Source organism: Pseudomonas sp. MYb60 (assembly GCF_002979555.1).
Taxonomy (GTDB): domain Bacteria; phylum Pseudomonadota; class Gammaproteobacteria; order Pseudomonadales; family Pseudomonadaceae; genus Aquipseudomonas.
On record NZ_PCOZ01000016.1, the window covers coordinates 1 to 11876 of the forward strand.

The window sequence follows — 11876 nt, forward strand, 5'->3', positions numbered from 1 at the left end:
GTCGGGGTAGGGGGATTCGAACTCCCGACATCCTGCTCCCAAAGCAGGCGCGCTACCGGACTGCGCTATACCCCGGTTTGAAATTGGCTCCGTGACCAGGACTCGAACCTGGGACCCAATGATTAACAGTCATTTGCTCTACCGACTGAGCTATCACGGAACTACATATTTCAAAGTACAACTTCTACTGCGGTGCAACCTTCTCTTCGAGTCTTCCGTATCGCTACGTTGTCATGTCTGAGGCGCGCTATTCTACAATCTTAAAAACCCCTGTCAACCCTTTAAATTGCTTTTAAGACAATGATTTGCGCTTGTTTCTGATTTCTTCTTGGGGAGAAGAAACCCGTGGGCTGACGTTGTTGCGGGGCGCACTTTACAAGCCTTTTCCTTACAGTTCAACGCCCTATCGAAAAAAAAAAGGCCCCGCAGTGCGGGGCCCTCTTTTATTACGCCAGTGTCGGGGCTCAGTGGAAGACGATTTCGTCGTTTTCCACGGTTGCTTCGACGCTGGTGCCAGGCATGAAGCTGCCCGACAGGATCAGCTGTGCCAGCGGGTTCTCGATCCAGCGCTGGATTGCACGCTTCAGAGGGCGTGCGCCATACACCGGGTCGTAGCCGACCGCGATCAGCTTGTCCAACGCCTCGCTACTCAGCACCAGGTCAAGCTCGCGCTCGGCCAGGCGGCTGCGCAGGCGGCCCAGCTGGATCTCGGTGATGCCCGCGATCTGATCCCGCGCCAGGGGCTCGAAGATCACCACTTCATCGACCCGGTTGATGAACTCCGGACGGAAGTGGCTGGTCAGCGCATCCATCACAGCAGCGCGCTGGCCTTCACGGTCGCCCACCAACTCCTGTATCTGCGCCGAGCCCAGGTTGGAGGTCATCACGATCACCGTGTTGCGGAAGTCCACGGTGCGCCCGTGGCTGTCCGTCAGGCGGCCGTCTTCCAGCACTTGCAACAGGATGTTGAACACATCCGGGTGCGCCTTCTCGACCTCATCCAGCAGGATCACCGAGTAAGGCTTGCGCCGCACGGCTTCGGTCAGGTAACCGCCCTCCTCGTAGCCCACATAGCCTGGTGGTGCGCCAATCAGGCGCGCCACCGAGTGTTTCTCCATGAACTCGGACATGTCGATCCGCACCATCGCCTCTTCAGTATCAAAGAGGAACTCGGCCAAGGCCTTGCACAGCTCGGTCTTACCCACACCGGTCGGGCCGAGGAACATGAACGAGCCGCTCGGACGGTTCGGGTCGGACAACCCGGCCCGCGAACGCCGCACGGCGTTGGACACGGCCACCACGGCTTCTTCCTGGCCAATCACACGTTGGTGCAACAGGCTTTCCATCTTCAGCAGCTTGTCGCGCTCGCCCTCGAGCATTTTCGACACCGGAATACCGGTCCACTTCGAGACGACTTCGGCGATTTCTTCCTCGGTCACCTTGCTGCGCAGCAACTGGTTTTCCGGCTTGCCGTGCTGGTCGACCATCTGCAGGCTGCGCTCCAGGTCCGGGATCACCCCGTACTGCAACTCGGCCATGCGGTTCAGGTCGCCTTTACGGCGCGCGGCTTCCAGTTCCTGGCGGGACTGCTCGATCTTTTGCTGGATCTGCGCAGAACCCTGCACTTCGGCTTTTTCCGAAGTCCAGATTTCTTCCAGGTCCGAATACTCGCGTTCCAGACGGACGATTTCTTCCTGGAGTTTTTCCAGGCGTTTCTTCGCCGCGTCGTCTTCTTCCTTCTTAAGAGCCTGGGACTCCACTTTCAACTGAATCAGGCGACGGTCCAGACGGTCGAGCACTTCCGGCTTGGAGTCGATCTCCATGCGGATGCGGCTGGCCGCTTCGTCGATCAAGTCGATGGCCTTGTCGGGCAACTGACGGTCAGTAATATAGCGATGGCTCAATTTGGCCGCCGCAATGATCGCGCCGTCAGTGATCGCCACTTTATGGTGGACCTCATAACGCTCTTTCAGGCCACGCAGGATCGCGATGGTGTCTTCTTCGCTCGGTTCTTCCACCAACACTTTCTGGAAGCGCCGCTCAAGAGCCGCGTCCTTCTCAATGTACTGGCGATACTCATTGAGCGTGGTGGCACCGACGCAGTGCAACTCGCCCCGTGCCAACGCAGGCTTGAGCATGTTGCCCGCATCCATCGAGCCTTCGCCTTTACCGGCGCCGACCATGGTGTGCAGTTCGTCGATAAACAGAATGATCTGCCCCTCCTGCTTCGACAATTCATTAAGCAGGGATTTCAGGCGTTCTTCGAACTCGCCACGGAACTTGGCGCCGGCGATCAACGCCCCCATGTCCAGGGACAACAGGCGCTTGCCTTTAAGGCCGTCCGGCACTTCGCCATTGATGATGCGCTGGGCGAGGCCTTCGGCAATCGCGGTTTTACCCACGCCAGGCTCACCGATCAGCACCGGGTTGTTCTTGGTGCGACGTTGCAGCACCTGGATGGTGCGACGAATTTCATCGTCACGGCCGATCACCGGGTCAAGTTTGCCGTCTTCGGCACGCTTGGTCAGGTCGACGGTGTATTTATCCAGGGCCTGGCGCGACTCCTCATGGTTGGGGTCGTTGACCGCATCGCCGCCACGCAGGTTGTTGATGGCATTTTCCAGGGCTTTCTTGCTCACGCCCTGCCCCAGCAACAACTTGCCGAGCTTGCTGTTCTCGTCCATGGCGGCGAGCAACACCAGTTCGCTGGAGATGAACTGGTCGCCCTTTTGCTGGGCCAGGCGGTCTGCTTGATTAAGCAGGCGCGCCAGGTCCTGGGACATGTTCACGTCGCCGGTCGGGTTTTGGATTTTTGGCAGTTGGTCGAGCTCTTTGCTCAACTCCTTGCGCAGGCTGTTGACGTCAAAGCCCACCTGCATCAGCAAGGGCTTGATAGAACCACCTTGCTGTTCCAGGAGCGCCTGCATCAAGTGCGCAGGCTCGATGGCCGGATGGTCGAGGCCCACCGCCAACGATTGAGAGTCAGACAATGCCAACTGTAATTTGCTGGTTAAACGATCAATACGCATTAGTCACCTTCCTTTTGAGCAGGCCGGAGCTATAAAACATCCTGAATGAAGAAACCTGCCAGATACCCTTATAGATGGGGTGGATTCTGGAAGTTTCAAGCGTCGGACAGTTGACCCAAGTCAGGAGAGTCTAGCGTTCCAGCCAGATAAGGGAGGCAAACCGACCGGTGCGAGGACTGCGGCGGTAGGAAAAGAAGCGCGGATCGCTCACGGTGCAGAAACCGCCACCATACACAGCCGTGACGCCCCGTGCGGCAAGGCGCAGACGGGCCAACTGATAGATGTCGGCCATGAACTTGCCGGGGTTGCGGCTGGGCATGAAGGCTTCGACGGTGATCGGCAGTTGCTGCATGAAGGCTTCACGCACTTCCGGGCCGACTTCAAAGGCTTGCGGGCCGATGGCCGGGCCGAGCCAGACGAGCACTTCGCCAGGCGCCGTATCCAGACTTTCAAACGCCGCCTCCAGCACGCCCGCTGCCAATCCACGCCAGCCGGCATGGGCCGCTGCGACGCGGGTGCCAGCCCGGTTGCAAAACAACGCGGGCAGGCAATCGGCAGTCATTGCGGTACATGCGATGCCAGGGGTGCTGGTCCAGCTGGCGTCGGCTTCGGCGATACGGTCTGGGTCAGCCTCGACCACAGTCACACCATGGACCTGGCGCAGCCAGGCCGGCTGGATATCGAAGGCATCGCTGAGACGACGGCGATTTTCAAGCACCGCCTCCAAGCTGTCCTCGACATGATCACCGAGGTTGAGGCTGTCGAACGGCGCCACACTGACGCCGCCCGCACGGGTGGTGACACAGGCTTTAACCCGAGCCGGCGCGGGCCAGTCAGGCATCAGCCAGTCACTCATCCGATGAACGCCTCGCGATCTTGCTTGAGCAGCGACAGCAGCCAGACCAGATCGTCTGGCAGAGGCGATTCCCAGCTCATGCGCTTACCGCTCGTCGGATGATCCAACTCCAGGAAGCGCGCGTGCAGTGCCTGGCGCGGAAAGCTCTTCAGCGATTCGACCATGGTCACACTCGCCGCCGGCGGAATGCGGAAACGACCACCGTAGGCCGGATCGCCGACCAACGGGAAGTTGATGTGGGCCATGTGCACACGAATCTGGTGGGTACGCCCGGTTTCCAGCTTGACCCGCACATGGGTGTGGGAACGGAAACGCTCCAGTACACGGTAATGGCTGACGGCCTGCTTGCCACCCTCCATCACCGCCATGCGCTGGCGCTGCTGGCCGTGACGACCGATCGGCGCGTTGATCTTGCCGCCGGCCACTACCACACCGATCACGATGCATTCGTAGATACGGCTGACGCTGCGGCTCTGCAACTGCGTAACCAGTTGTGTCTGCGCCTGAATGGTCTTGGCCACCACCATCAGACCGGTGGTGTCCTTGTCCAGACGGTGCACGATGCCGCAGCGCGGGACATTGATGATGTCCGGCACGTGGTGCAGCAAGGCATTGAGCAAGGTGCCATCAGCGTGCCCGGCCGCCGGGTGAACTACCAGGCCTGCGGGTTTGTTGATCACCAGGATGTCGTCGTCTTCGTAGACGATATCCAGCTCGATGTCTTGGGCGACCCACTCTCCCTGGGATTCCTGCTCGGCAGTCAGCTCAAGAATCGCACCACCATGGACTATGTCTCGCGGGCGGATAACCGCTCCATCCACAGTCAGGCGGCCGTCTTTGATCCAGGCGGAAAGGCGCGAGCGCGAGTGCTCAGCGAATAATTGTGCGGCGACTTGATCGAGGCGTTGGCCGCCCAATTCGGACGGCACCTCTGCGCGAAGTTCAATTTTATCGGACATGCTCAGACTAGGCGTGGCACAGCCTTTGGTTTCGGCTGCGCGCTTGTGGTTAAATACGGCGTCTTTTGCCCCGAGGCTTTCAACGGGGCGCTCATCATAACAGGACGGCCCCGCCCAAGACAGCGGCCGTCATAGGGACGCAAGCCGCCATGCAAGTGAAACACCTGCTGCTGATCGCCATCCTCGCCATGACTGCTGCTTGCTCGTCAACAAAGGACGTCGTCGACGAAAACCTGAGCGAAGTCGAGTTGTACCAACTGGCTCAGAAAGACCTGGACAATAATAGCTACACCAGCGCCACAGCGAAGCTGAAGGCCCTGGAGTCGCGCTATCCGTTCGGTCGCTACGCTGACCAGGCACAGCTTGAGCTGATCTACGCCAACTACAAGAACGCCGAGCCGGAAGCTGCCAAGTCCGCCGCCGAGCGTTTCATCCGCCTGCATCCGCAGCATCCGAACGTCGACTACGCCTACTACATGAAGGGCCTGACCTCGTTCGACCAGGACGTCGGCCTGCTGGCGCGCTTCCTGCCGCTGGACATGACCAAGCGTGACCCGGGCGCTGCCCGCGACTCCTACAACGAGTTCGCCCAGCTGACCAGCCGCTACCCCAACAGCCGCTACGCGCCCGATGCCAAGCAGCGCATGATCTACCTGCGCAACCTGCTGGCGTCCTACGAGATCCACGTGGCCCACTACTACCTGACCCGTCAGGCCTATGTAGCGGCCGCCAACCGTGGTCGCTATGTGGTGGAAAACTTCCAGGAAACCCCTTCCGTGGGTGACGGCCTGGCCGTGATGACCGAAGCGTACCAGCGCCTGCACCTGGACGAACTGGCCAGCACCAGCCTGGAAACCCTGAAGCTCAACTACCCGGATCACCCAAGCCTCAAAGACGGCCAGTTCGTGCCTCAGGTGGCCGAAGCCGACAACCGTTCGTGGCTGAGCAAGTACACCCTGGGCCTGATCGAGTCCCGTCCACCACTGCCGCCGGGCGAAACCCGCGCCAACCAGGACGTGATCAAGCAGTTCCAGGACGCCAAGGAAGCCATTCCATCGGAGCTCAAGCCTCACGATGAGAACGGCGACGTGATCGAAGAGGAAGAACCGCAAGCCCTGGGCAACAACCAGGACCGTTCGTGGTTCAGCTACATGACCTTCGGCGTGTTCGACTGACCTGTCGGCGCATCGCAAAAAAGGGAGCCCCACGGGGCTCCCTTTTTCATGGGCAAGCATTATTGCGCTGTGCGCCTGGCATGACCTTGGCTAAACTGGCGCATTCCTTGTCGAGAAACCACCCATCATGCTTCGTCTATTGTTCTGGATTGCCGTCATTGCCGCCGCAGTATGGTTCTGGCGCAAATTCAAAAGCCCGGCCGCCAAGCAGCACCGCACCAGCGAACCCGGTGCAGCGCTGATGGTACGTTGCGCCCACTGCGGCGTGCACTTGCCGCAGGATCGAGCGTTGAGTTCACGCCAGGAGTGGTATTGCACCCAGGCGCACCTCGAGCAAGGCCCGAAATCTATCCAGCGTTGATCCGCCCCGCGGGCGCATACGGCGTAGGGTCAATGATCGGTGCGCGCGCCAGGAGCAGGTCGGCAAACAACTGGCAGGAAGCCGGCGCCAGTACCAGGCCATTGCGGTAATGCCCGCAGTTCAGCCACAACCCCCTGAAACCCGGCACTTCGCCAATATAGGGAATACCCTCGGGCGAGCCTGGGCGCAGGCCAGCCCAATGCCCCACCACTTCAGCGTCCGCCAGCGCGGGGATCAACTCGACCGCCGACGCCTTGAGACTTTCCAGCGCTGATTCAGTAGGGGTCTTGTCGAAACCTTCATGCTCCAGGGTACTGCCGATCAGGATGTGACCGTCTCGCCGGGGAATCGCGTAACGCCCCTTGGCCAGCACCATGCTCGACAGGAAGTCCGAGGCGCATTTGTACAGGATCATCTGCCCCTTGACCGGCTCTACCGGCAATGACAAGCCCAGGCTCCCCAGCAACTCGCCGCTCCATGCGCCGGCCGCCAGCACCACCTGGTCACCATGAATCGGGCCTTCAGTCGTATTTACGCCCACCACAGTGCCAGCCTCAAGGATGAATCCGCGCACTTCACACTGCTCGCGAAGGGTCACGCCTGGCAAAGCCAGCAACGCAGCCTTGAGGGACTTGACCAGGCGCGGGTTACGCACATTGGCCACATCGGCCATGTAGATCGCCTGCGAGTAACCGCCGCCGAGCACCGGCACCGCGTCGTGTGCCGCCGACACATCCACCTTGCTCAGGGGCCTTCCCTCACGCTTCGCCCAGGCCAGCGCCTCGGCTTCGTCGTCCAGGTCCAGCCAGTACAGGCCAGTGGTGTGGACTTCGGGGTCGACACCGGTGGCGGCAAACAAGCGCTCTGCCAGCTGTGGATAGAAGTCCTGGGACCAGTGGGCCAGCGCCGTGACTGCCGGACTGTAGCGCCACGGGTACAGCGGCGAAACAATACCGCCGCCAGCCCACGAAGACTCTTGCCCTACCCCTGCCCTCTCCAGCAGTACAACGTTGCGCCCCTCGCTCGCCAGGTTGAACGCCGTCAACAAGCCGATGACTCCGCCACCGACAATCACTACCTGCTGTTGCTTTGCCATTATTCGATCCAGCCGATAAATAGGGACAAGCGCGCCCGGCGCCCAATCATCCAGCACCCCCATCATTGCCCCCAGCACAGCTTGCGCGACATGCCGGGGGCCGCTCCCGGATTGGTTCGCGTGCCGGTGCTGGTCAGGCTGAAGTCGCCACACGGGTCGCCGGCCATGACCGAATCGACGGCAGGCGTGGCCACCAGCTGGAAATCCTGAGGGTTCAGTGCAGGGGAGATTCTATAGTGATCATTGCCCTCACTGACGCCACTGGCGTCAATAAAACTTCCGTTCCGGGTATAAAACCGCTCCAGGTACTGCGCCTGCTCGTTCAGCAGCGCGACGATTTGCGCGCGGTGCACTTTTTTCATCTGCCCGGCATAACCCGGGTAGGCGATTCCAGCCAGCACCGCGATGATCGCCACAGCGATCAGTAACTCGATCAGGGTAAAACCTCGGCTATCCTTGCCCATCCCATTGCTCCTTATTGAAGTTGTCGCCAAACCACCCGCCTGAAAGGCGAGCCTCCCTCCTCCACCCGCGCATAGACGCTCTCCAGCACCGTGCGCAACTGGCCGCTCAACCCGACCGCGGTCACGCGGTACAACGCCGCCGGGGTGTGTGGCGGTAAATGAGCCACCCCCATGGCTGGCCCTAATGACTGAATGCCGAAGACTCCGTCCTCGAAGGCCACCCAGGTAACGGCCGGAACCGGGTTGGTTCCAGGCCCCGATACCGAAAACGCTTCCTCAGGCGGTGCACAGGTCGCAATCGAGCGGCACAGCGGCAAAGCCGCGAAGGTGCGCTGAATGCGTTGCTCGCCAAGCTGCAAACCGTTTTCAGCGCGTTGAAACGATTGGTTTCGGTGCCACAGGCTGCTGGCAATCTTCTGCTGAGCCACCGCCCCCTGCATCGACGACACACCCACCCACGACAACAGCAGCAGAAACACCAGGCTGACCAGCAGCACCATGCCTGCCTGCCTTGCGTAGAATCCTCGTGCCATTTCCATGACCGACTACTCCAACCGATTTCGCAGCGCCGCCACGACGCTGTAGGTTTGCGCCTTGACCCGACTGGCCGGATCTTGCAGCGTCATCTGGATGCGCACACTGCGGATCAACGCCTCATTGGCCGGGTTGGCGTCGTAGCGCACCACCTCGGGTGACCCTGGCACGGCCGCCACGCCGAAACTGATATCGAAAGCCTGCACGTTGTCCGCCAGCACCGCCTTGGCCGGAGCAGCCGGGGTGCTGACCTTCAACTGCCCGGCCTCGAAGGTGTAGGTGACTCGGCGTACAGCAAAACGAACCTGGCCCGGCGATAAGGCCGGTACGCTGCCGGCATACGCCTGTGCGGTACCGGTGCAGTCGGACAGCACCGTCCAGTCTGGTTTGCCGCCTGCGTCCCCGACATCCGCCGTCATCAGCGTCAGTGCCTTTGACGACGCATTCCAACTCACAGGCTGATCGAACGCGGGTGGGGCGTTTTCGATAACCGCCGTGGACAGACACCCGAACATCCCGGCCTGGCGGATATCCTGGAGCATCTTGCCCAGCACAAATCGCGCGTCATCCTGCAGCAGCATCGCTGACTGCTGGCTGGCCTGGGTTGCGCGGGCGCTGATCAGTACCTGGCCGGCGCCAAGCACCAGCACAAGCCCGACAGCCAGGGCCAGCAAGACCTCCAGCAGGCTGAAGCCTTGCACACGCCCCCTCATTGCAATGCTCCCGGCTCATGGCCGATACGGCTGGTCAGGGTGAAGGTTTCACGGGCATCCGCCGTGTTGCTGCCACGGCTGTCGTCCCAGCTGATGCTGACGGTCACCTCCTCGGCACTGAGCACGACCGATCCCTTGGCGTGCGCCCCGGCAAAACTGCGGACATTGGCGTGAAAATCGTGCAGGTCCAGGTCGCGCACCGTGGTGCTGGCACGTATCCGGTCCAGCATGTCATAGGCGATGAAGCTCGCCTGGCTGGTGATCCTGGAGCTGTCGGTGTACTTGAGCGCATTGAGCTGGAGCATCGCCGCGCCCAACAGGCCGACGGATAGAACCAGCACCGCCACCAGCACCTCAACGAACGTCATGCCGGTTTGCGGTGGTGTCAACGGGAGGGAAAAGCAGGTGTTCGGGCAAGCAGGCATTCCCGTCGTCATCCGTGTCGAAGGCCGAAAAAAGCAGATGTCATCTGCTGTGCGAGCCAAGACTAGCGCCGGTTTTTACTGCGCGCTGCTCCCGGAACAAAGGGAAATACTTTGGACATAAAGGCCATCAATCGCCCCCCCTGCCTGGACGCTATACCTAGGGACACCCCCGGACATTGGCCTGCATCCAAGGAGGAACAAGGCATGCATCAACGAGGTTTCACCCTGATAGAACTGCTGCTGGGACTGATCGTGAGCGCCATCCTGGCGCACCTGGCCGTACCTGGCTTCAAGCAATTGCTGGAGTCACAGAGCCGACAGAATGCGGCACAGGCCCTCGCCGGCGGGCTGCGCTTTGCCCGCCTCGAAGCCATCGCACGCAACCGCGCAGTGATCATTCATGCTCTGGGCGACAACTGGAGCCAGGGTTGGCGGGTCATTGTGGATGTCAGCGGTCGCGGTCACCTGGACGATGACAATCCCGTACTGCTGGAGCACCCGGACAGTGGCCGGGTCCCCATCATGGGTAACGGGCCGGTCAAGACCCAGGTGCGCTTCAGCGGGTTGGGCGAACCGGTGTTTTCAGGCGGCGGTTTCCGCGCGGGCACCGTGCATGTGTGCGCCACGGACCAGGCGCAGAGCCTGTATCAGATTGTGCTGGCGCCCAGCGGACGCATCAGCCTGCGCAGCGAGAGTGCCGAGCAGGCGCTGTGCCGGAGCGGCTCCGGCACACAGGGGCTCAGAGCAGCGAGCGGACCCGCAGCTCCTTGGGCATGGAAAACGTGATGTTCTCTTCACGACCGGCCAACTCATCGGCACCGGTAGCGCCCCAGGCGTGCAACTGCTGGATGACGCCACGTACCAACACTTCCGGAGCCGAGGCCCCGGCAGTGATGCCGATCCGTTCCACGCCGTCGAACCAACTGCGCTGCATGTCTTCGGCACCGTCGATCAGGTACGCCGGGGTGTCCATGCGCTCGGCCAACTCGCGCAGGCGGTTGGAATTGGAACTGTTAGGGCTGCCCACCACCAGTACCACGTCACACTCGTTGGCCAATTGCTTGACCGCGTCCTGGCGGTTTTGCGTGGCGTAGCAGATGTCGTCCTTGCGCGGGCCACCGATGGCTGGAAAGCGCGTACGCAAGGCATCGATGACGCGGCTGGTGTCGTCCATGGACAAGGTGGTCTGCGTCACGAATGCTAGGCGCTCAGGGTTATTCACCTGCAGGTTGGCAACGTCTTTTTCGTCTTCCACCAGGTAAATGGCGCCGCCGTTACTGGCATCGTACTGACCCATGGTGCCTTCGACTTCCGGATGGCCGGCGTGGCCGATCAGGATGCACTCGCGGCCATCACGGCTGTAGCGCGCAACTTCGATGTGCACCTTGGTGACCAGCGGGCAGGTGGCATCGAAGACTTTCAGGCCACGGCCCGCCGCTTCGGTGCGTACGGCCTGGGAAACACCGTGGGCGCTGAAGATGACGATCACGTCGTCCGGCACCTGCTCCAACTCTTCGACAAAGATGGCACCGCGTGCACGCAGGTCTTCAACCACGAATTTATTGTGGACGACTTCATGGCGCACATAAATCGGCGGCCCGAAGACCTCCAGGGCGCGGTTGACGATTTCGATCGCCCGATCCACGCCGGCGCAGAAGCCACGGGGGTTGGCGAGTTTGATTTGCATGCTGTGCCTCGTGTCTTGCAGCTATCTGGGTCAGGCGTGACGCCAACCCAACTGACAATGAAGATCAAAGGTGGGAGGGGCAAGCCCCCTCCCACACAAGCCCACTTCACACAATTGATCGTGTGTCGTTGATCAGAGCGCTTTAACGTCGATGATTTCGACATCAAAGGTCAAGGTTTTACCGGCCAACGGGTGGTTGAAGTCGATGGTCACCTGGGTGTCATCGAAGGTTTTCACCACACCGGGCAGTTCGGTGTTCGCGGCATCATTGAAGATCACCAGCAGGCCTTCCGAAAGGTCCATGCCTTCGAATTGCGAGCGCGGGATGATCTGCACGTTTTGCGGGTTGGGCTGGCCAAAGGCGTTTTCCGGCAGGATCTGCAGTTTGCGCTTGTCGCCGGCCTTGAAGCCGAACAGGGCCGCTTCGAAACCCGGCAGCAAATTGCCGTCGCCGACCTTGAAGGTGGCTGGGGCCTTGTCGAACGTGCTGTCGACCGTGTCGCCATTCTCCAGGCGCAGTGCAAAGTGCAAAGTGACTTCCGTGTTCTGGCCGATGCGTTGCTCAGCCAATACCTGA

The 11876-nt window shown here is 60.9% G+C and carries 13 protein-coding genes and 2 tRNA genes; 3 read left to right on the top strand and 12 right to left on the bottom strand.

Translation table 11 applies throughout. The features are described from left to right. Nucleotide 1 precedes the first annotated feature (1 nt). The 5 genes from CQ041_RS21250 to rluD all read right to left on the bottom strand — a co-directional run bounded on the left by CQ041_RS21250 (nt 2) and on the right by rluD (nt 4844). Nucleotides 2-75: transfer RNA gene (locus CQ041_RS21250), tRNA-Pro, on the bottom strand. A 9-nt stretch (nt 76-84) separates the two neighbouring features. Continuing rightward, nucleotides 85-160, bottom strand: a tRNA-Asn gene (locus tag CQ041_RS21255). Between the two features lie 304 nt (nt 161-464). After that, nucleotides 465-3029: an ATP-dependent chaperone ClpB gene (clpB, locus tag CQ041_RS21260; protein ID WP_105524290.1), complete on the bottom strand. Its 2565-nt coding sequence runs from the start codon at nt 3027-3029 to the stop codon at nt 465-467. Between the two features lie 130 nt (nt 3030-3159). Then, nucleotides 3160-3885, bottom strand: a complete 726-nt coding sequence (gene pgeF, locus CQ041_RS21265) for a peptidoglycan editing factor PgeF (RefSeq protein WP_105524291.1) — start codon at nt 3883-3885, stop codon at nt 3160-3162. Further along, complete coding sequence (gene rluD, locus CQ041_RS21270; RefSeq protein ID WP_105524292.1) at nt 3882-4844, bottom strand: 23S rRNA pseudouridine(1911/1915/1917) synthase RluD; 963 nt, start codon at nt 4842-4844, stop codon at nt 3882-3884. The genes pgeF and rluD overlap by 4 nt, the downstream gene beginning before the upstream one ends. Before the next feature lie 149 nt (nt 4845-4993). On the opposite strand from rluD, the gene CQ041_RS21275 reads away from it, so the two are divergent. Both CQ041_RS21275 and CQ041_RS21280 read left to right on the top strand, forming a co-directional pair. Next, complete coding sequence (locus tag CQ041_RS21275; protein WP_105524293.1) at nt 4994-6019, top strand: outer membrane protein assembly factor BamD; 1026 nt, start codon at nt 4994-4996, stop codon at nt 6017-6019. A gap of 127 nt (nt 6020-6146) precedes the next feature. After that, nucleotides 6147-6380, top strand: coding sequence for a PP0621 family protein (locus CQ041_RS21280; protein WP_105524294.1), 234 nt, complete (start codon nt 6147-6149; stop codon nt 6378-6380). Here the strand turns inward: CQ041_RS21280 and thiO are convergent. The 5 genes from thiO to pilV all read right to left on the bottom strand — a co-directional run bounded on the left by thiO (nt 6367) and on the right by pilV (nt 9612). Continuing rightward, nucleotides 6367-7476 carry a glycine oxidase ThiO gene (gene thiO / locus CQ041_RS21285; RefSeq protein WP_105524295.1) on the bottom strand — a complete coding sequence of 370 codons (1110 nt, stop codon included), beginning with the start codon at nt 7474-7476 and terminating at the stop codon, nt 6367-6369. The two genes, CQ041_RS21280 and thiO, sit on opposite strands and share 14 nt — an antisense overlap. A gap of 62 nt (nt 7477-7538) precedes the next feature. After that, on the bottom strand, nt 7539-7940 hold the full coding sequence (locus tag CQ041_RS21290; RefSeq protein WP_105524296.1) for a type IV pilin protein: 402 nt from the start codon (nt 7938-7940) through the stop codon (nt 7539-7541). A gap of 11 nt (nt 7941-7951) precedes the next feature. Beyond that, nucleotides 7952-8479 carry a PilX N-terminal domain-containing pilus assembly protein gene (locus tag CQ041_RS21295; protein WP_256586851.1) on the bottom strand — a complete coding sequence of 176 codons (528 nt, stop codon included), beginning with the start codon at nt 8477-8479 and terminating at the stop codon, nt 7952-7954. A gap of 6 nt (nt 8480-8485) precedes the next feature. Continuing rightward, a complete protein-coding gene (locus CQ041_RS21300) occupies nt 8486-9187 on the bottom strand; it encodes a PilW family protein (RefSeq protein ID WP_105524298.1) in 702 nt (233 codons plus the stop codon). Further along, on the bottom strand, nt 9184-9612 hold the full coding sequence (pilV, locus tag CQ041_RS21305; protein WP_105524299.1) for a type IV pilus modification protein PilV: 429 nt from the start codon (nt 9610-9612) through the stop codon (nt 9184-9186). Before pilV ends, CQ041_RS21300 begins: the two co-directional genes overlap by 4 nt. Before the next feature lie 204 nt (nt 9613-9816). On the opposite strand from pilV, the gene CQ041_RS21310 reads away from it, so the two are divergent. Then, the gene (locus CQ041_RS21310; RefSeq protein ID WP_105524300.1) at nt 9817-10398 is read left to right on the top strand and encodes a GspH/FimT family pseudopilin; all 582 of its coding nucleotides are present in this window, start codon (nt 9817-9819) and stop codon (nt 10396-10398) included. Here the strand turns inward: CQ041_RS21310 and ispH are convergent. Both ispH and CQ041_RS21320 read right to left on the bottom strand, forming a co-directional pair. Continuing rightward, complete coding sequence (gene ispH, locus CQ041_RS21315) at nt 10352-11299, bottom strand: 4-hydroxy-3-methylbut-2-enyl diphosphate reductase (protein WP_105524301.1); 948 nt, start codon at nt 11297-11299, stop codon at nt 10352-10354. The two genes, CQ041_RS21310 and ispH, sit on opposite strands and share 47 nt — an antisense overlap. 132 nt (nt 11300-11431) lie before the next feature. Further along, entirely contained in the window at nt 11432-11869 is a 438-nt protein-coding gene (locus tag CQ041_RS21320) for a peptidylprolyl isomerase (protein WP_177429409.1), read from the bottom strand. Nucleotides 11870-11876 lie beyond the last annotated feature (7 nt).

What these genes read in the sequence shown, in the direction of transcription:
- pgeF (WP_105524291.1), bottom strand. Translation starts at nt 3,885, where the DNA reads ATGAGTGACTGGCTGATGCCTGACTGGCCCGCGCCGGCTCGGGTTAAA.
- ispH (WP_105524301.1), bottom strand. Translation starts at nt 11,299, where the DNA reads ATGCAAATCAAACTCGCCAACCCCCGTGGCTTCTGCGCCGGCGTGGAT.
- CQ041_RS21290 (WP_105524296.1), bottom strand. Translation starts at nt 7,940, where the DNA reads ATGGGCAAGGATAGCCGAGGTTTTACCCTGATCGAGTTACTGATCGCT.
- clpB (WP_105524290.1), bottom strand. Translation starts at nt 3,029, where the DNA reads ATGCGTATTGATCGTTTAACCAGCAAATTACAGTTGGCATTGTCTGAC.
- CQ041_RS21275 (WP_105524293.1), top strand. Translation starts at nt 4,994, where the DNA reads ATGCAAGTGAAACACCTGCTGCTGATCGCCATCCTCGCCATGACTGCT.
- pilV (WP_105524299.1), bottom strand. Translation starts at nt 9,612, where the DNA reads ATGCCTGCTTGCCCGAACACCTGCTTTTCCCTCCCGTTGACACCACCG.
- CQ041_RS21295 (WP_256586851.1), bottom strand. Translation starts at nt 8,479, where the DNA reads ATGGAAATGGCACGAGGATTCTACGCAAGGCAGGCAGGCATGGTGCTG.
- CQ041_RS21280 (WP_105524294.1), top strand. Translation starts at nt 6,147, where the DNA reads ATGCTTCGTCTATTGTTCTGGATTGCCGTCATTGCCGCCGCAGTATGG.
- rluD (WP_105524292.1), bottom strand. Translation starts at nt 4,844, where the DNA reads ATGTCCGATAAAATTGAACTTCGCGCAGAGGTGCCGTCCGAATTGGGC.
- thiO (WP_105524295.1), bottom strand. Translation starts at nt 7,476, where the DNA reads ATGGCAAAGCAACAGCAGGTAGTGATTGTCGGTGGCGGAGTCATCGGC.
- CQ041_RS21310 (WP_105524300.1), top strand. Translation starts at nt 9,817, where the DNA reads ATGCATCAACGAGGTTTCACCCTGATAGAACTGCTGCTGGGACTGATC.
- CQ041_RS21300 (WP_105524298.1), bottom strand. Translation starts at nt 9,187, where the DNA reads ATGAGGGGGCGTGTGCAAGGCTTCAGCCTGCTGGAGGTCTTGCTGGCC.